The sequence below is a fragment of the Achromobacter sp. 2789STDY5608621 genome (assembly GCF_001299375.1).
GTDB lineage: Bacteria > Pseudomonadota > Gammaproteobacteria > Burkholderiales > Burkholderiaceae_B > Achromobacter > Achromobacter insuavis.
This window is the reverse complement of record NZ_CYTU01000029.1, coordinates 1-17765: the sequence shown is the minus strand read 5'-3', so window position 1 is coordinate 17765 and position 17765 is coordinate 1. Positions and strand designations below refer to the sequence as shown.

18 protein-coding genes are annotated in these 17765 nt (G+C 69.0%); 11 read left to right on the top strand and 7 right to left on the bottom strand.

From position 1 onward, the window contains the following. Window positions 1-137 precede the first annotated feature (137 nt). The 5 genes from AOZ53_RS22620 to AOZ53_RS22600 all read left to right on the top strand — a co-directional run bounded on the left by AOZ53_RS22620 (window position 138) and on the right by AOZ53_RS22600 (window position 5669). Complete coding sequence (locus AOZ53_RS22620) at window positions 138-479, top strand: hypothetical protein (RefSeq protein WP_054433408.1); 342 nt, start codon at window positions 138-140, stop codon at window positions 477-479. A gap of 116 nt (window positions 480-595) precedes the next feature. Further along, window positions 596-3367: a magnesium-translocating P-type ATPase gene (gene mgtA, locus AOZ53_RS22615; RefSeq protein ID WP_054489453.1), complete on the top strand. Its 2772-nt coding sequence runs from the start codon at window positions 596-598 to the stop codon at window positions 3365-3367. 18 nt (window positions 3368-3385) lie between these two features. Then, window positions 3386-3580, top strand: a complete 195-nt coding sequence (locus AOZ53_RS22610; protein ID WP_054489451.1) for a hypothetical protein — start codon at window positions 3386-3388, stop codon at window positions 3578-3580. Between the two features lie 389 nt (window positions 3581-3969). Continuing rightward, complete coding sequence (locus AOZ53_RS22605) at window positions 3970-5049, top strand: sensor histidine kinase (RefSeq protein WP_082385737.1); 1080 nt, start codon at window positions 3970-3972, stop codon at window positions 5047-5049. After that, window positions 5046-5669 carry a response regulator transcription factor gene (locus AOZ53_RS22600; protein WP_054433406.1) on the top strand — a complete coding sequence of 208 codons (624 nt, stop codon included), beginning with the start codon at window positions 5046-5048 and terminating at the stop codon, window positions 5667-5669. Before AOZ53_RS22605 ends, AOZ53_RS22600 begins: the two co-directional genes overlap by 4 nt. A 130-nt stretch (window positions 5670-5799) precedes the next feature. On the opposite strand, the gene AOZ53_RS22595 is transcribed toward AOZ53_RS22600, so the two are convergent. The 3 genes from AOZ53_RS22595 to AOZ53_RS22585 are packed head-to-tail and all read right to left on the bottom strand — an operon-like array spanning window position 5800 to window position 8981. After that, window positions 5800-6882: an ABC transporter substrate-binding protein gene (locus AOZ53_RS22595; protein WP_054474908.1), complete on the bottom strand. Its 1083-nt coding sequence runs from the start codon at window positions 6880-6882 to the stop codon at window positions 5800-5802. Further along, window positions 6872-8314 carry a sensor histidine kinase gene (locus AOZ53_RS22590; protein ID WP_054489449.1) on the bottom strand — a complete coding sequence of 481 codons (1443 nt, stop codon included), beginning with the start codon at window positions 8312-8314 and terminating at the stop codon, window positions 6872-6874. The genes AOZ53_RS22595 and AOZ53_RS22590 overlap by 11 nt, the downstream gene beginning before the upstream one ends. Beyond that, the gene (locus AOZ53_RS22585) at window positions 8283-8981 is read right to left on the bottom strand and encodes a response regulator transcription factor (protein WP_054433403.1); all 699 of its coding nucleotides are present in this window, start codon (window positions 8979-8981) and stop codon (window positions 8283-8285) included. Before AOZ53_RS22585 ends, AOZ53_RS22590 begins: the two co-directional genes overlap by 32 nt. A gap of 538 nt (window positions 8982-9519) precedes the next feature. On the opposite strand from AOZ53_RS22585, the gene AOZ53_RS22580 reads away from it, so the two are divergent. Both AOZ53_RS22580 and phbB read left to right on the top strand, forming a co-directional pair. Then, window positions 9520-10860 carry a CitMHS family transporter gene (locus AOZ53_RS22580; RefSeq protein WP_054489447.1) on the top strand — a complete coding sequence of 447 codons (1341 nt, stop codon included), beginning with the start codon at window positions 9520-9522 and terminating at the stop codon, window positions 10858-10860. A gap of 39 nt (window positions 10861-10899) precedes the next feature. Continuing rightward, window positions 10900-11640, top strand: coding sequence for an acetoacetyl-CoA reductase (phbB, locus tag AOZ53_RS22575; RefSeq protein ID WP_006393355.1), 741 nt, complete (start codon window positions 10900-10902; stop codon window positions 11638-11640). Between the two features lie 10 nt (window positions 11641-11650). Here the strand turns inward: phbB and AOZ53_RS22570 are convergent, their stop codons facing one another. Then, window positions 11651-12415 (bottom strand): SDR family oxidoreductase, encoded by a 765-nt coding sequence (locus tag AOZ53_RS22570; RefSeq protein ID WP_054433399.1) that lies wholly within the window; start codon window positions 12413-12415, stop codon window positions 11651-11653. A gap of 206 nt (window positions 12416-12621) precedes the next feature. Between AOZ53_RS22570 and AOZ53_RS22565 the strand changes: the two genes are divergently transcribed. Continuing rightward, window positions 12622-12981 (top strand): hypothetical protein, encoded by a 360-nt coding sequence (locus AOZ53_RS22565; protein WP_231690664.1) that lies wholly within the window; start codon window positions 12622-12624, stop codon window positions 12979-12981. Between the two features lie 168 nt (window positions 12982-13149). Here AOZ53_RS22565 and AOZ53_RS34785 read toward each other — a convergent pair whose 3' ends face one another. Further along, window positions 13150-13320 (bottom strand): hypothetical protein, encoded by a 171-nt coding sequence (locus AOZ53_RS34785; protein WP_180179996.1) that lies wholly within the window; start codon window positions 13318-13320, stop codon window positions 13150-13152. A gap of 239 nt (window positions 13321-13559) precedes the next feature. Here AOZ53_RS34785 and AOZ53_RS22560 point away from each other — a divergent pair, with 239 nt between their 5' ends. Then, a complete protein-coding gene (locus AOZ53_RS22560) occupies window positions 13560-13904 on the top strand; it encodes a gamma-glutamylcyclotransferase family protein (protein WP_054433398.1) in 345 nt (114 codons plus the stop codon). 21 nt (window positions 13905-13925) lie between these two features. Here the strand turns inward: AOZ53_RS22560 and norR are convergent, their stop codons facing one another. Next, window positions 13926-15446, bottom strand: coding sequence for a nitric oxide reductase transcriptional regulator NorR (gene norR / locus AOZ53_RS22555; protein ID WP_054489445.1), 1521 nt, complete (start codon window positions 15444-15446; stop codon window positions 13926-13928). A gap of 150 nt (window positions 15447-15596) precedes the next feature. On the opposite strand from norR, the gene ytfE reads away from it, so the two are divergent. Continuing rightward, on the top strand, window positions 15597-16277 hold the full coding sequence (gene ytfE / locus AOZ53_RS22550) for an iron-sulfur cluster repair protein YtfE (protein ID WP_054433396.1): 681 nt from the start codon (window positions 15597-15599) through the stop codon (window positions 16275-16277). Here ytfE and AOZ53_RS22545 read toward each other — a convergent pair. Continuing rightward, window positions 16274-16582: a DUF1272 domain-containing protein gene (locus tag AOZ53_RS22545; protein ID WP_054489443.1), complete on the bottom strand. Its 309-nt coding sequence runs from the start codon at window positions 16580-16582 to the stop codon at window positions 16274-16276. The genes ytfE and AOZ53_RS22545 overlap by 4 nt on opposite strands. Before the next feature lie 299 nt (window positions 16583-16881). Between AOZ53_RS22545 and AOZ53_RS22540 the strand changes: the two genes are divergently transcribed. Continuing rightward, the gene (locus AOZ53_RS22540) at window positions 16882-17307 is read left to right on the top strand and encodes an Lrp/AsnC family transcriptional regulator (RefSeq protein ID WP_054489441.1); all 426 of its coding nucleotides are present in this window, start codon (window positions 16882-16884) and stop codon (window positions 17305-17307) included. The last annotated feature ends 458 nt before the right edge of the window (window positions 17308-17765 follow it).

Sequence of the window (17765 nt, the reverse complement as noted above, 5' to 3'; positions counted from 1 at the left end):
GCGCACGCCGGGTCTAGCGGGTCTGCACGTTTTTTCTGCCAGCCGCCACGCCCGTCCGGATCGATCCGGAGCCGCGACGGCTTGCATGCGCCACCTGAACCCCTGCGGGCGGAACCGCCTGTTTCCAGGAGACGCGCATGCTGTCCCATATCCTGTCCCCCAACCCCGTGCGCCGCGCGGCCCCCGCGCCGGCCTTCATCAACCTGACGTTCTACGGCAGCCCCGCGGTGCTGGCCCTGATCCGCAAGCGCCTCTACGAGGAGCTGCGGCAGCGGTCTGAGACCGTGGCCGACGTGCGTTATTCGACCGACGGCGAGCAGGCCTGCACCGCCATCAGCCTGCGCAGCGACAGCGGCAACCCGTGGCCCGTGATCACCTGGCTCAGCGACCTGTGCCGCGAGCTCGGTGTGCATACGCTGCGTGTCGGCGTGGCGCCCGCGCCGCGCGCGCAGGCGTCGGCCGTTCCCGTCCCGCATTGATCCCGCTTTACCCCATTCTCACTATCCACCAAGCCCGCGCGGGCCGTGGACGGGGGACGCTCGCGCCTTGAGCCGGGCGGGCTCCCGCCGACGGCGCGCGGGCGGGAGCAGCGAACATGAAGCAAGTCCAAGAAGCCTCGTTGCCGGCCCCGCGCGGGCCGCGCAGCGAGAAGACCTCCGCGTCCGGCGCCGCGCCGGGCAAGAACCGCGCCATGCCGGTGGCGCGCCATGCCGGCCTGTCGGTGCACGAAAGCCTGCAGACGCTGCAGACGCAGCGCGCCGGCCTGAGCGACGCCGAGGTCGCGGCCCGCCGCGCCGTCGACGGCCTGAACGAGGTCGCGCACGACAAGCCGGCGCCCGCGTGGCTGCAATTGCTGCGCGCCTTCCGCAATCCGTTCGTGCTGGTGCTGCTGGGCCTGGCCGCGGTCTCGTACCTGACCGACATCCAGTTCGCGGCGCCGGCCGATCGCGACTGGACCGGCATCATCATCATGCTGACCATGGTGTCGGTCAGCGGCCTGCTGCGCTTCATCCAGGAATACCGCTCGGGCCGCGCCGCCGAGAAGCTCAAGTCGATGGTGCGCAGCACCGCCACGGTGGTCCGCCGCGACAGCCATTCCAGCGAGCCGGTGCGGCGCGAACTGCCGATGAACGAACTGGTGCCGGGCGACATCGTCGAGTTGCAGGCCGGCGACATGATTCCGGCCGACATCCGCCTGCTGCAATCGCGCGACCTGTTCATCAGCCAGGCCATCCTGACGGGCGAGGCGCTGCCGGTCGAGAAGTACGACACGCTGGGCAGCGTCAGCGCCAAGCGCGCCGAGGCGCAAGCCGGCGAGAACGCCGACTTGCTGGACCTGGCCAACATCTGCTTCATGGGCACCAACGTGGTCAGCGGCACCGCCACCGCGGTGGTGGTGGGCATCGGGCCGAATACGTACTTCGGCTCGCTGGCCAAGAACGTGGTGTCGACCAAGCGGGTCGAGACCAGCTTCGACCGCGGCGTCAACAGCGTGTCGTGGCTGCTCATCAAGTTCATGCTGGTGATGGTGCCGATCGTGTTCGTCATCAACGGCGTGACCAAGGGTGACTGGGTCACCGCGCTGACCTTCGCGCTGGCGGTGGCGGTGGGGCTGACGCCGGAAATGCTGCCGATGATCGTCTCGGCCAACCTGGCCAAGGGCGCGGTGGCGATGGCGCGGCGCAAGGTGGTGGTCAAGCGGCTCAACTCGGTGCAGAACTTCGGCGCGATGGATGTGCTGTGCACCGACAAGACCGGCACGCTGACGCAGGACCGCATCATCCTGGAACACCATTTCAACGTCGATGGCGATATCGATGACCAGGTGCTGCGCCTGGGCTGGCTGAACAGCGCCAACCAGAGCGGCCAGCGCAACCTGATGGACCGCGCCATCCTGGCCCGGGCGCGCGAGCTGCGCGGCTGGGACCGCAGCGCGCATCACGAGAAGGTCGACGAGATTCCGTTCGACTTCGTGCGCCGGCGCCTGTCGGTGGTGGTGCGCAGCGTCGATGGCGGCCTGGAGATGATCACCAAGGGCGCGGTCGAGGAAATGCTGGCGGTGAGCACGGGCGTGATGATCGACGGGCAGGAACGGCCGCTGGACGCGGCCATGCGCAAGCGCCTGCTGCGCAGCGCCGAGGCCTACAACCGCGATGGCTTCCGGGTGCTGGTGGTGGCCTCGCGCCGTCTCGAGGACAGCGGCCGCACGCAGTTCCAGGCCAGCGATGAAAGCGGGCTGGTGGTGCGCGGCTTCCTGACGTTCCTGGATCCGCCCAAGGATTCGGCGCAGGCCGCGATCCGCGCGCTCAACGACTACGGCGTGGCGGTGAAGGTGCTGACCGGCGACAACCCCATCGTGGCGGCCAAGGTCTGCCGCGAGGTGGGCCTGGATCTGGGCGATGACGACGCGCGCGTGCTGCTGGGCGCCGACATCGAGCAGATGGACGACGTGACGCTGTGCCGCCGCGCCGAGACCGCGGTGCTGTTCGCCAAGCTGACGCCGCTGCAGAAGTCGCGGGTGGTCAAGGCGCTGCAGGCCAACGGCCATACCGTGGGCTTCCTGGGCGACGGCATCAACGATGCCCCCGCGCTGCGCGACGCCGACGTCGGCATCTCGGTGGACAGCGGCGCCGACATCGCCAAGGAGACCGCCGACATCGTGTTGCTGGAAAAAGACCTGATGGTGCTGGAACAGGGCGTCATCAAGGGCCGCGAGACCTTCGGCAACATCCTCAAGTACCTGAACATGACCGCCAGCTCGAACTTCGGCAACGTGTTCTCGGTGCTGGTGGCGTCGGCCTGGCTGCCGTGGGAGCCGATGCTGTCGCTGCAGCTGCTGATCCAGAACCTGGTGTACGACATCTCGCAGCTGACCCTGCCGTGGGACCGCATGGACGATGAGTTCCTGAAGAAGCCGCGCAAGTGGGAAGCGGGCAATATCCAGCGCTTCATGCTGTGGCTGGGGCCGACCTCGTCGGTGTTCGACATCACCACGTATTTCCTGATGTGGACGGTGTTCGGCGCGGGCGCGGCCTATGCCCTGCACGGCGGCGACGGCGGCCAGACCATCATGAATTCGGGCTGGTTCATCGAGGGCCTGGTATCGCAGACTTTCGTGGTGCACATGCTGCGCACCCGCAAGATCCCGTTCCTGCAGAGCACGGCTTCGCTGCCGGTGCTGTTGTCGACCACCGCCGCGATCGCGCTGGCGTGCTGGCTGCCGTTTTCGCCGATCGCCGAGTCGATCGGGTTCGTGGCCCTGCCGCCGATCTACTTCGGCTGGCTGGCGCTGACCATCCTGGGCTACATCGCGCTGACGCAGCAGGTCAAGACCTTCTACATCCGCCGCTACGGCCGCTGGTACTGACATGCCGGGAGAGACGACATGGAAAAAGCTTTCGAGGAAATGCGCAAGTTCTCGCGCGACATGCACGCCTACGAGATCGAACGGGCCGCCTTGCGCCGGCCCGGACAGACGCCGGACCTGCCGGACGGTCCGCTGATCCCGCTGCGGCTGTTGGTGCCGATGCTGCTGGCGTGGACGTTGGGCGTGGGCGGGATCCTGTGTTTCCTGCCCTGACGGCGGGACGGGCAGGCGGGCGGCAAGGCGCCGCCTGGCTACCTCAGGCGATGCGGTGCAGCGCCTGGATCACGCCGAGCGCGATCCAGATGCCGACGAGCACGGCGCCGCGGACGATCCAGAGGGCCTTGATGGACGGTTTCATGGGGAGGCTGCCGGTAGGCGTTGGCGGGACGGCGCGCCCTGCGGACGCGTCGTTGGGGGACCCGAAAATTATAGGAACCGGCCCCGGCGCGGGCGAGGCGCCATTGGGATGGCGGGGATATACCTTGGTATATGCCGGCTTTCCGAAAGTGCGCCGCGGTCCGCGCCTGTCTCTACAATGGCGTCTCGCGGCGCGCGGCCATCGGGGCCCGGCGCCGGCGTCCATTCAACGGGGTGGCAGCGCCATGTTCCTCAAGCCGGCCAGGTATCTGAAGCAGCGTCCCGGCGCGGGCGTCGCGTTGCTGGTGGCGCTGATGGCGCTGGTGTTCCTGGTGGACACCTTCACCCGCCTGGAAATCGCCGTGGCGGTGTTCTACGTGGCGGTGATCCTGGCGGCGCTGAGCTTCCTGCCGCGGCGCGGCGTCACCATTGTGGCGGTGGCGTGCGCGGCGTTGACGCTGCTCAGCCTGTACCTCACGCCCAACGGCGGCGTGCTGCGCGAGCTGGGGCTGATCAATGCGCTCATCAGCATCGCCGCCATCGGCGTGACCACCTACCTGGCGCTCAAGCGGGCGGCGGCCGAGGACGCGGCGTTCGAGGCGCGCACGCAGCTGGCGCGCATGGCGCGCATCCACAGCCTGGGCGAGCTGACCGCGTCGATCGCCCACGAGATCAACCAGCCGCTGGCGGCCATCGCCACCAGCGGCAGCGCCTGCCAGCGCTGGCTGGAGCACGATCCGCCCAACATCGAGCGGGCCCTGCGCGCGCTGCAGCGCATGACCGGCGACGTGCATCGCGCCAGCGAGGTGGTGGCGCGCATCCGCCGCGATGCGCGCAATGCCGCGCCGCAACGCGAGCGGCTGGACCTGGCCGACGTGATCGGCGAGGTGCTGGAACTGGCCGGCGGCGAACTGGCGCGCAACGAAGTGGTGGTGTCCACCCGCATCCAGGAGCGCGTGCCGGCGGTGCTGGGCGATCGCGTGCAGCTGGGGCAGGTGCTGGTCAACCTGGTGCTCAACGCCATCGAGGCGATGCAGCAGACCCCGGCCGGCGCGCGCCATCTGACGCTGCGCCTGTCGTGCCAGGAGCCGGGGCAGGTGCAGTGTTCGTTGACCGACACCGGCCCGGGCCTGGACCCACAGGCGCGCGAGCGCCTGTTCGATACCTTCTGGAGCACCAAGCCGGAGGGCACCGGCCTGGGCCTGACCATCAGCCGCGGCATCATCGAGAGCCACGGCGGCAGGTTGTGGGCCGAGCCCGCCGCGCGCGAGGGCGCGGTGTTCTGTTTCATGCTGCCGGCGGCGGCCGAGGATGAGTCTTCATGATCGCAAGCACGCGGCCCGAGCCGGCCACCATCCACATCGTCGATGACGACGCCTCGCTGCGCGAGTCGCTGGAGGACCTGATGCATTCGGTCGGCCTGCCGGTGCGCGGCTATGGCTCGGCGCAGGAATTCCTGGACGCCGATCCGGGCGCCGGCCCGGCCTGCCTGGTGCTGGACGTGCGCCTGCCGGGATTGAGCGGCATGGACCTGCTGCGGCGCCTGCAGCAGGCGCGGCGGCGCATGCCGGTGGTGATGATCACCGGCCACGGCGACATCCCCATGTCGGTCGCGGCGATGAAGCTGGGCGCGGTGGACTTCCTGACCAAGCCTTTCCGCGACCAGGACCTGCTGGACACCATCCACGCGGCGGTCGAGAAGGATCGCGCGCAACTGGCCAGCGCGTCGGGTTCGGACGAGGTCCAGGCCCGCTGGGACAGCTTGACCGACGGCGAGAAGGCGGTGATGGAGCGGGTGGTGCGCGGCATGCTGAACAAGCAGATCGCGGCCGAACTCAACGTCAGCGAGATCACGGTCAAGGTGCGGCGCGGGCGCGTCATGCGCAAGATGCAGGTGCGCACGCTGGCGGACCTGGTGCGCGCGGGCGGGCAACTGGGCGGCTAGCGTCCCTGGCCATGGAACGGCCAGCCTCCGGTCGCGGCTGGCAGGCCGTCGCCGCCGTGTACAGGCGGCCTCAATCCGCCTTGACGGACCGCTGACGTCGCGGTGCGTGCCGCCTTGTCAGTCGACCTTGTCAGTCCGCCTTGCCGGGCGGTTGCGCCGCCGCGCGCCACAGGTCGAGGAAGTGGCGCTTCTTCAGCGGATCCAGGTACACCAGCAAGCCCACGCCCAGCGCCACCGGCCGCACCCCCGCCGCCGGCACCACCGAGGCGCCGACCGGCCGCATGCCGGATTGGCGCGCGAGCATGTCCTGGCCGCGCGGCGACAGCAGGTAATCGAGAAAGCGCGCGCCCAGGTCGGCGCGCGGCGCCTGCCGCGGAATGATGGCCGAGCGTGACAGCATCAGCGTGTAGTCCTGCGGATAGAGGATGGCCAGCGGCGCGCCCTGGTCGATGCGGTGGCGGGTATAGGATTCCAGCAGGTTGTAGGCCAGCGTGATCTCGCCGCGTTCGAGCTTGTCGAGCGCGTGCTCGGTCGATTCGTGGACGCTCACGCCGTTGCGGCCGAAGGCGGCCAGCAGCGCGCCGGCCAGGCTGTCCAGGCGCGCGTCCTGGGTGGCGGCCAGGTAGCCGATGCCGCTGCCTTCGACGTCGTAGGTCGAGATGCGGCCGGCCAGCGGCTGGTCGGGCGCCTGCAGCAGGGCCAGCAGTTCGCGGCGGGTGCGCGGCGCGCGCGCTGCGTCTAGCGTGCGGGTGTCGTAGACCATCACGATGGGATCGGTGCCGATGCTGAAGACCTCGTCGCGCCAGTTGGCCCAGGCGGGCAGGGCGCGGGTGTCCGGCGACACGTGCGGCTGCGCATGGCCGTCGTTGACCAGCTTGGTCTGCAGGTCCATGGCGCTGCTGATGACCAGGTCGGGGCCGGCCTTCTCGCCCGGGGCCCGCGCGGCGCGGGCGGTCACTTCGGCATACAGCGCCTGGGTCGACAGCTCCGTGTATTCGAGGCGCACGCCGGGGTTGAGCTGGCTGAAGTCCTCCAGCACGCCGCGAAACACCTGCACGCTGTTGGAGGCGTGCAGCACCAGCACGTGCTTGCTGTCGGCCGGGCCCAGCGTCAGGCCGTCGGCGCTGGTCTCGGCGGCGGGGCTGGCGCTCGTCAGGAGCAGGGCGGCGCCGGCCGCGGCCAGGCGCGCGAGCAGGGGAAATCTAGGCGTCATGGGCGTTGACGGGCAGGTAGACGACGGCTTCGAGGCCGCCGCCGGGGCGGTTGCTGAGACTGAGCCGGCCCTGGTGGATGTCGACCACGCGCTTGATGATGGACAGCCCCAGGCCGGCGCCGGGCGTGCGCGGGTTGGGGCCGCGCGAGAAACGCTCGAAGGCGCTTTGCGCCAGCGCGGGCGGGATGCCGGGCCCCTGGTCGGCCACGGTGATGCGCCAGCCGGCGTCGTGGCGTTCGAGCCGCACGTCGATGTGGCCGTCGGCCGAGGCGCCATGGCGCAGGGCGTTGTCGATCAGGTTCTTGAAGGCCTCGCGCAGCATCAGGCTGTCGCCCGCGATGCGGGGCGGCGCGCCATCTTCCGCGTCGGGCAGGCGCAGCCGCACGTCGGGTTGCGGGTCGGCCTGCGGCACGGTGTCGTAGACGGCCTGGGACAGCAGCTCGGCCAGATCCACGGGGCCGAACTTGCGCACGTTGCTGCGATGGATGACGCTGGCGTCGCTGAGCAGCTGGTTCACCAGCCGCGACAGCTTTTCGGCGTTGCGCAGCACCGCCAGCAGGCTGCGGCGCTGTTCGGCCGGGTCTTCCTCGTCCAGCGCCACTTCCATCTGCGCGTGCAGCGCCGCCAGCGGCGTGCGCAGCTGGTGCGCGGCCTCGGCGATGAACAGGCGCAGGGTATCGAGGTTCTCGGACAGGCGCGCCATGAAGCCGTCGAGCGAATGCACCAGCGTGTCCAGTTCCTCGGGCACCGGCGCGGCGATCGGATGCAGGTCGGCGGCGCTGCGCGCGGCCAGCTCGCGCTCGATGCGCTGGATCGGCGAGAGCGAGCGCTGCAGGCCCCAATAGGCCAGCGCCAGCGCCGCGGCGGTGAAGCCGATCAGCGTCAGCGTGCCCTGCCACAGGATGCTCTCGGCCAGCGCGTTGCGCGCCTCGCGCGTTTGCGCCACCTGGATCAGCGCGGTTTCGGTGGCGCGCGGGCCGGCGATCTTGCGCTCCATCCATGCCACCCGCACGGGCTGGCCCTGGTAGCCGGTGGTGAACAGTTGCGGCGCGGCCGCGGCATCGGCGCCGTGGCCGGGCGGGGCGGCCAGGTCGGCGTAACCGGAGATCAGCGCGCCGTCGGCGGCCGCCACGCGGTAGAACACGCGGTCGCGCGGCGCCTGTTCCAGCAGCGCCAGGGCGGCGTAGGGCATGTCCATCTGCCACTCGCCCTGCACCAGCTGCAGGCTGTCCGCCATCGACAGCACCGAGGCGCGCAGCAGTTGGTCGTAGGTGGTGTCGGCGGTCTGCTGCGCATAGCCGCGCACCAACAGGTACAGCGCGCTCAGCCCGACCACGAACAGCGCCAGCAGCATCGCCAGCAGGCGCCGGCGCACGGAAATGCGGTGGGACGGCACCGCCTCAGTCCCGTGGCGCCAGGGCGGCGTCGGCATCCCCGGCCGCCGTCAGCAGATAACCCGTGCCGCGCTGCGTCTCGATGCGCAGCGGCGAGCCTTCCAGCTTCTTGCGCAATCGCGCGATGTAGACCTCGATGGCATTGGGCGCGGCGTCGTCATCGAACGCGAACAGCTTGTTGGCGATCTCGGCCTTGCTGACCGCGCGGTTCATGCCGGCCAGCAGGATCTCGAGCAGGCTGTACTCGCGCTTGGGCAGATCGATGCGCTGCCCCGCCAGGCTGACCTGCCGCGCCGCGCTGTCGATCACCAGCTCGCCAAACCGCAGCACCCCCGCCGCCTGCACGCTGGGCCGCCGCAGCAACGCGCGGCAGCGCGCTTCCAGCTCGCGGAAGTCGAACGGCTTGGCCAGGTAATCATCGGCCCCCGTATCCAGCGCATGCACCCGATCCTCGATATCGATCCGCGCCGTCAACGCCAGCACCGGCGTCTTGCTGCCCCGATCCCGCAACCGATGCAGGATCTCGAACCCCGACATGCGCGGCAACCCGATATCCAGGATCACCAGGTCAAAGGTCTCGTACTGCAACACCCCGTCCGCGTTCAACCCATCCATCTGGCAATCGACGGCATGCCCAAGACGACGCAGTCGGCGTACGAGCGCGTCGGCCAGGTCCTCATCATCTTCGATCACCAGAATCCGCATGCGCGAGATTGTCGCATAGCGCCCCACGCCACCCGCGCACCCAGCGACTACATCCGTCCCCTTGTAACGCCCTGTCATAGCTCCCAGATTCCCCATCAGCGCGCAGCGAACACCCTCACGCCATCCCCCACCGCGTAAGCCGTTTGGGCCGCCCGCGCGGCCCAAAAAGGCGGGCCCCCCAAACCGCTCCCACGCCGCCGAGGTCCAGCAACGCACCAAACCAAGACACCGGTAGTCCGGGGTGGGGCGGGTGTCGCGGAGCGCGCCGTCAGATGCGCCCGACGGAATCCGAAGGAGTCGCCGAAGGCGAGGACGAGGATGAGGAAGGGGCAGTCCGGAGCGAACGCTCCGGACCGCAATCGCAGGCGCGCCCCGCGACACCCGCCCGCCCCGGACGGCCTACATCTCCTTTGTCACCCACTCCCCACCCGACCCCGGCCCTAAAAAAAACGACAGGTTCCAGACAGCTTTTCTTCCTAGTCTTCCGCCCCAGCGCCCCACCGGCGTGCAAATAACAACGAGCCCGGAGATACCCCTCATGCTATTGACCCTGCTTGGCTTCGGCATGGTGATCACGTTCATGACGCTGATCATGACCAAGCGCCTGTCGCCCCTGGTGGCGCTGATCCTCGTCCCCATCATCTTCGCCCTGCTCGGCGGCTTCGGCGCCGGCATCGACAAGATGATGCTCGACGGCATCCGCAAGATCGCGCCCACCGGCGTCATGCTGATGTTCGCCATCCTCTACTTCGGCGTGATGATCGACGCCGGCCTGTTCGACCCCATCGTCGGCCGCATCCTGCGCGCCGTGAAGGGCGACCCGCTCAAGATCGTGGTCGGCACCACCGTGCTGGCGCTGGTGATCTCGCTGGATGGCGACGGCTCCACCACCTACATGATCGTGGTCGCGTCGATGCTGCCGCTGTACCGCCGCCTGAAGATGAACGCGCTGTCCATGACCTGTCTGGCGATGCTGGCCAGCGGCGTCATGAACCTGACGCCGTGGGGCGGGCCGACCGCGCGCGCCGCCAGCGCGCTGCACGTGGACGCCGGCGACATCTTCGTGCCGCTGGTGCCGGTGATGGGCGTGGCCATCGTCGCGATCCTGGTCCTGGCCTTCTTCCTGGGCCTGCGCGAACGCCGCCGCCTGGGCGTGCTGTCGCTGCCCGACGGCGCCTCGCTGCACGCCGGCTACGACGAGGACGGTCCCAAGAACCTGCCCGAGATCGAGGTCGACCACGACCTGCGCCGTCCCAGGCTGCTGTGGGTCAACGCCGGCCTGACGCTGGCGCTGATGGTGAGCCTGGTGATGGGCGTGCTGCCGCTGCCGGTGCTGTTCATGATCGCCTTCGCGATCGCCCTGATCATCAACTACCCGAACCTGGCCGAGCAGCGCCGCCGCGTGGCGCAACACGCCGGCAACGTGCTGTCGGTGGTGTCGCTGATCTTCGCGGCGGGCATCTTCACCGGCATCCTGTCGGGCACGGGCATGGTCGAAGCCATGTCGCGCAGCCTGCTGGCGGTGATCCCCGACGCGCTCGGGCCTTACCTGGCCGGCATCACCGCGCTGGTCAGCCTGCCGTTCACCTTCTTCATGTCGAACGACGCCTTCTACTTCGGCGTGCTGCCGATCCTGAGCGAAGCCGCGCAAGGCTATGGCATCTCGCCGGTGGAAATGGCGCGCGCCTCTCTGATCGGCCAGCCGGTGCACCTGCTCAGCCCGCTGGTGCCGTCGACCTACCTGCTGGTGGGCCTGGCGGGCGTCGAGTTCGGCGACCACCAGCGCTATTCACTCAAGTGGGCCACGATGGTGTGCCTGGTGATGCTGGCGGCCGCGCTGGCGTTCGGCCTGTTCCCCCTGGTCGGTTCCGTCGCCTGACGGCCGCGCCTCTACGCGTTTCTTGAAAGGAGAACGTTCATGGCTTTGCGCATTGCTTACGTCACCAGCGGGATGGGCCACACGGGCACCGCGATCTGCCAGGCGCTGCACCACGCGGGCCACCGCGTCATCGCCGGCTGCGGGCCGCGCTCGTCGCGCAAGGACCACTGGCTGAAGGAACAGAAGTCGCTGGGCTACGACTTCATCGCCTCGGAAGGCGACGCCACCGACTGGGCCTCGACCGAGGCGGCCTTCGCCAAGGTGCGGCGCGAGGTCGGCGAGATCGACGTGCTGGTCAACAACGCCGGCGCCATGCTCGACATGCGCTTTCGCCAGATGAGCCACGCCGACTGGTCGGCGGTGCTGCGCAGCAACCTGGACACGCTGTTCAACAGCACCAAGCAGGTGGTCGACGGCATGGCCGAGCGCGGCTGGGGCCGCATCATCAACATCGGTTCGGTCGCCGCCGAGAAGGGCCAGATCGGCCAGATCAACTACGCCACCGCCAAGGGCGCCGTCATCGGCTTCACCCGTTCGCTGGCGCAGGAAGTGGCGGCGCGCGGCGTCACCGTCAATCTGGTGTCGCCGGGCTTCATCGCCGACGACACCGTCAAGGCGTTCCCGCCGGCGCTGCTGGACCGCATCATCGAAAGCGTGCCGGTGGGCCGCCTGGGCACCGCCAAGGACCTGGCCGGGCTGTGCGCCTGGCTGGCGTCGGACGAGGCGGCGTTCGTGACGGGCGCCAACTATGCGATCAATGGCGGCGTGTATATGAGTTGAGGGGGAGCGCTCACCCCCGATTGACCGACACCCCGCCATCCACCAGCAATGCCGTGCCGGTGGTGAAGCTGGACGCGTCCGAGGCCAGGTACAGGGCCGAGCGCGCGATCTCGGCCGGCGTGGCCAGGCGCTTGAGCGCGTGCAGGCCTTCGATGTAGCGGCGCGCCTCGGGCGAGTCCATCGAGGCGCGGCCCATCGGCGTGTCGGTGCCGCCGGGCAGCAGGGCGTTGGCGCGGATGCCCTGGGCGCCGTATTCCACGGCGATGGCCTGGACCAGGCCGATCAGGCCGGCCTTGCTGGCGGCGTAGGCGCCCATGCCCGGAAAGCCCGCGGTATGGCCGACGAACGTGGACGTGAAGACCAGCGAGCCGCCGCCGCGCCGCAACAGGGCCGGGATCTGGTGGCGCGCGCCGAGGAAGGCGCTGCCCAGGTTGGTGTCCAGGATCTGGCGCCATGCGTCGGGCGCGAGCTGGTGCAGGGGCACGGCCTCGCCGGTCATGCCGGCGTTGTTGAAGGCGATGTCCAGTCCGCCGAAGCGGCGCTCGGCGACGGTGACGGCGGCTTCGGCCACGGCCTCGTCGCGCACGTCGCCGGCCAGCGGCACGGCGCGGCCGCCGGCGGCCTCGATGTCCGCCACCAGGCGTTCCAGTTCGGCCTGGCGCCGCGCCACCAGGACCAGGTCCGCGCCCTCGCGCGCGAACAGCTTGGCCGCCTCGTAACCGATGCCTGAACTGGCGCCCGTGATGATGGCGACCTTGCCGGTCAGTTGCTGCATGATGGTTCCTTGTGGGTGAATGAGCCGCCACGATAGGCAGGCCGCGTCGGCCGCGCTATCCGGTTCTTGCGTTCCCGGCCGGTCGCGCCTGAAGGGGCGGTTCCGGCGTCTGCTCGGGTCGAGCCGGCGAGGCGGTCGCGCTGGCATGCGGCCGCGCCTGGGCCGTGCCACAATCGGCGCTGGTTGATCGAATACAGAGGAACGCCATGACAGTCCGGTCCCGCCGCGCCGCCCTGGGCGCGGGCGCAATGGCTCTGCTGCTGTTGGCCGCTTGCGGCAAGAAGACGGAATATCCGCCCGAGGTGCAACGCGCCACCTACGGTTCCTGCCTGGCAGGCTTCAAGGCCAAGGCGCCGCCCGCCATCGCCGCCGGCGATGTGGACGCCAGGGCCAAGGGCTATTGCCAGTGCGTGATGGATGGCCTGCAGTCCAAGGTGCCGGTGAAGGATTTCCTGCGCTACGACGAGCTGCTGGCCACCAAGGTCAACAACGCCGAAAGCGAGAAGCTGGGCGCGCAGGTGATGGCCGTGGTCAATGTCTGCCTGAAGCAGATTCCGGACCTGTAGGCGCCACGGCGGCGCCAACAACACGGCCGCCCTGGATGACGGGGCGGCCTTCGTGTCTTTCAGCGGTGCTCAGGCCTGGCCAAGTCTGTTGGCGGGAAGGCCGCGGGCGCTGCGGGCGATGTGCCCGTCATACTGCGGGGTGATGCGCGGACCGTGCCGCGAACGGCGTCAGGCGCGTTGCGGATTGGCGGCGGCGGACGTCTTGTCCTTTTCCGTTTGCGCCTGCTTGCGCGCGGCGTCTTCTTTCTGCTGCTGGCTCTGCTGTTCCTGTTGCTTGTTGGGCGACTGGTTCTGGTCCGGTTGGTTGGACGAAGCCTGATAGCGGGTGGGGAAAGTCATGATGCGTACCTCTTGGTTGGATGCGGCGAGATGCCACCAACCCACGGTAGTCCGCTGCGGTGATATCCCCTAACGTTCATTTGAAACAAACAATCTTGCCGGCAAACGTGCGTGTGGCAGGCGCGGGCGCTGACAGCGGTCGGGCCGGATCCCGGGGCCTGTCCGAGCGCAGGCGTGCCGTGATAACTGGTGTAAAGTGGAGAACACCATATTTCCTGAAGGACACAAAGGTGCCTGAAATGAACGAAACCGGCGTGCTGCTTTTCTCCTATGGAACCTTGCAGGACAAGGCCGTGCAGCGCGCCAACTTCGGCCGCGAACTCAACGGCCGGGCCGACGCCATGCTGGGCTACGTGCAGCGCTGGGTCGAGATCACCGACCCCGAGGTGATCAAGACCAGCGGCCTGGCGCGACATCCCATCGTCAGCGCCAGCGACGACCCGCGCGACGAGGTGGCGGGCATGGTGTTCGAGATCACCGGCCAGGAGCTCGAAGCCGCCGACCGCTACGAAGTGTCCGACTACAAGCGGGTCTCGGTGCGCCTGAAGTCCGGCGCGCAGGCCTGGGTGTACGTCAAGGCCTGAGCCGGCGCGGATGGCGCCGTCTCAGCCCTTCAGGCCGAGACGGCGCGCCAGCTTGTGCAGGTTGCTGGCGTCGATTTCAAGCGCGCGCGCGGCGCCGGCCCAGCTGCCCTGGTGCCGTTCGAGCGCCTGGCGGATCGCCTGGCGCTGGCAGGCGTCGACCGCGCCGCGCAGCGTCTGCGTGGCGCCGGCCGGCAGGGCCGGTTGTTCGGGCGGGGGCGCCGGCAGGGCGCCGTCCTCCAGGTCCAGCAGGCCAGCGCCCAGCGTCACGATCTCGTTGCGATGAGCGCCATGGCTGACGGCCTTGATGGCGGCGCGGCTGATGACGTGTTCCAGTTCGCGCACGTTGCCGGGCCAGCGGTAGCGGCTCAGCATGTCCTCGGCCTCGGGTGACAGCCGCAGGCTGCGCAGCCCCAGGCGGGCGCGATTCAGTTCCAGGTAGCGGCCGGCCAGCAGCAGCACGTCGCGGCCGCGTTCGCGCAGCGGCGGGATCGGCACCGGATAGACCGACAGGCGGTGGTACAGGTCGGCGCGGAAATCGCCCTGGCGCACCCGATCGCGCAGGTCGCGGTTGGTGGCGGCAACGATGCGCACGTCCACGGTGCGCGGGCGGTCGTCGCCAAGCCGCTGGATTTCGCCGTTCTGCAGCGTGCGCAGCAGCTTGGCCTGCACCGCCAGCGGCAATTCGCCCACCTCGTCCAGGAACAGCGTGCCGCCATTGGCGGCTTCGAAGCGGCCGGGCCGCTCGCTCATCGCGCCGGAGAACGCGCCCTTGGCATGGCCGAACAGTTCGCTTTCGGCCAGCGATTCCGGCAGCGCCGCGCAGTTCACGTGCACCAGCGGCTTGCCGCGGCGGCGCGACTGGCGGTGCACGCGATGCGCGAACAATTCCTTGCCGACGCCGGTCTCGCCCAGCAGCAGGATCGGCAGCTCGGAGTCCGCCACCACCTCGATCTCGTGCAGCAGCCGGCCGATGGCCTCGCTCTGGCCAAGGATGTCGCTGTCGTCGGCCAGCGCGCTGTCCGTCGGCGCGGCGCCGCGCGCCAGCCGCAGGGCGCGCGTTTCGGCCTCCAGGCGGGTCACGCGCAGGGCTGCCTCGACCAGCACGATCATCTCGCGCAGGTCCGACTGCGCCTCGGCGTCGAAGGTGCCGACCTCCAGCGCGTCCAGCGTCAGCACGCCCCAGGGCTGGCCCTCGATATGCAGGCTGGTGCCCATGCAGTCGTGCACCGGCAGCGGTTCGCCCGCCATGCCGTTGATCAGGCCGTCGTACGGATCGGGCAGGGTGCTGTCATGGTGGAAACAGGTGACGCCGCGGCGCGCCAGGATGGCTGCCAGCCGCGGATGCTGCTGGACCGCGAAGCGGCGACCGAGCGCATCCTGGGTCAGGCCGTCCACGGCGATCGGCCGCAGGTGGTCGGCCTCCAGCTGCAGCAGGGCGACGGCGCCGCAGCGGAAATGGGCCCGCAGTCCGGCTGCCAGCCGCTGCAATCGCACGGCGGCGGGCAGGTCCACGACCAGGTCGGTAAGCAACAGGCTTTGCATGGGTTGATCGTACCCTTGCGGGTCATAAATACCGCATCCTGGCCGGGTGGTTTTCACCCTTTAATTTGCAAGCCCTTGATTTGGCGCAAGCATTTCCTGGCACGGATCTCGCTACTGCTCAAGCACCCTCATCAAGCATGGAGAAACGCAATGAGCATGGTTGAGCAGTCCCTGGGCCAGTTGGCCCGCAGCATTCCCGGCGCCACCCAGGTGTTCCACGAGTACCAGCTGGACTTCTGCTGTGGCGGCAAGAAAAGCCTGGCCGAGGCGGCGGCGCAGCGCTCGCTGGACGCGGCCCAGATCGAGGCGCGCCTGCAGGCCCTGGCGGGCGCGGCGTCGGACGAGCGCGATTGGGGCCAGGCCAGCCCGGGCGACCTGATCGACCACATCCTGGCGCGCTACCACGAGGTCCACCGGCAGCAGCTGCCCGAACTGATCCGGCTGGCGATGAAGGTCGAGCAGGTGCATGCCGACAGCCCCGATTGCCCGACCGGCCTGGCCGACCACCTGCGCGACATGCGCCAGGAGCTGGAAAGCCATATGCAGAAGGAAGAGCAGGTGCTGTTCCCGATGCTGGCGCGCGGCCATGGCGCCATGGCGGTCATGCCGATCACCATGATGCGCATGGAGCACGACGATCACGGCGTGGCGCTGGAGCGCCTGATGGCGCTGACGCACGACCTGACGCTGCCGCGCGCCGCCTGCAATACCTGGCGCGCGCTGTACCTGGGAATCGGCACGTTCAAGCAGGACCTGATGGCCCACATCCACCTGGAGAACAACATCCTGTTCGAGAACGCCGAGGCCGAGGCGGTCCGGCCGCGCGGCTAGCGTTCCTGCGCGGGAAGGTCGCGCAGCCGGCGCAGCAAGGTCGCGTGCGCGGCCAGGTCGGCCGGGCGGTGCTTGCGCGCGGTCGTGGCCGGATAGTTGCCCAGGAAATTGCCATTGCGCCAGTCAGCGGCCGGTCTGACCGGCCGCGGCGCGAAGCCGCCGCCGCAGTTGGGGCAGACATTGCCCAGCACCTCGTCGGCGCAATGCACGCAAAACGTGCACTCGAAACTGCAGATCCGCGCGTCGGCGCTGGCCGGGGGCAGGTCGGCGTCGCAGTGTTCACAGCTGGGGCGCAATTCAAGCATGGCGGATTCCTGAAAAGGATGGTCAGCCAGCGTACCCTGCACTCGCCGGCGGATCGAGGACATGGTCGGACAATTCGCGGCCGGAAACGGTCACGCGCCGAGGCGGCAGGGCCGCGCCGGTCGGCCCTGTCCAGCCAAAAATCCGCCCAAAATCAATATCCTGCGAAACGCGGTAAATTGGGGCCGTGGTAACAGCGCCCCAGGCGCGGGCACGCCGGCCTGCCGGTCATCCCGCGCCTGTATCGTGCCGAATCCGTATAAGATGCGAAATTGGCGCCAATTTTTACGCGGGAACAATCATGGACACACTAGATCAGCAATTGCTGGGGCTGTTGCGCGCCGACGCACGCGCAACCGTGGCAACCCTGGCCAAAAAGCTCGACGTCTCACGGGGCACCATCAACAACCGCATCGCGCGGATGGAAGACGACGGCGTCATCGTCGGCTACACCGTCAGGCTGCGCCCCGAATCCGAGCCCGACCAGATCGGCGCCTGGATGAACATCGCCGTCGACGGCAACGAAACCCGCCGCGTCGTCAGCATCCTCCTGGGCGACCCCGCCGTCGTCGCCCTGCACGACACCAACGGCCGCTGGGACCTGCTGGCCGAACTGCGCGTTGCCAACATCGAGGAAATGTCCCGCGTCCTGGACCGCGTTCGCCTCATCAAGGCCATCTCCGCGACGGAAACCAGCATCCACCTGAAAAGCTACAAACTCGATTGACCGGCCGCGCGACCAAGCCAGTCAGCTGGTCCGCCCCGGAACATGTCGCCCGCGCCACACCTTCCGACCCCGGCCCCCGCGCCCACCCTTCCGTCGAAAGCGCCCAATCGCCACCCCTGTCCCGTTGAAGGCCCCCCTTCAACGCTCCCCCTGGCACGCCCAAACGCCCAAACGCCCAAACAGGCCGCCCGCGCGGCCGCCTTTGGGCAACCCCGCAAGACCTTCCATCCAACGAACCCGCCCGCCACGAAGCCCAAGCACCCGCTACTCCCCAGCGGCGCCCAAATTCACGCTGACGCAGCGGGGCGGACGGGCCGGGCGGGAGGGCGGGGCGTGTAGATGCGCCCGAGGGAATCCGTAGGGAGCCGAAGGCAGACGAGATTCTATGGTCCGGATCAAGCTGTTTTCAGGTTCAACCTCCCGGGATCGAAGGCTTGCCCGGTGCGCCAGACCCCGTA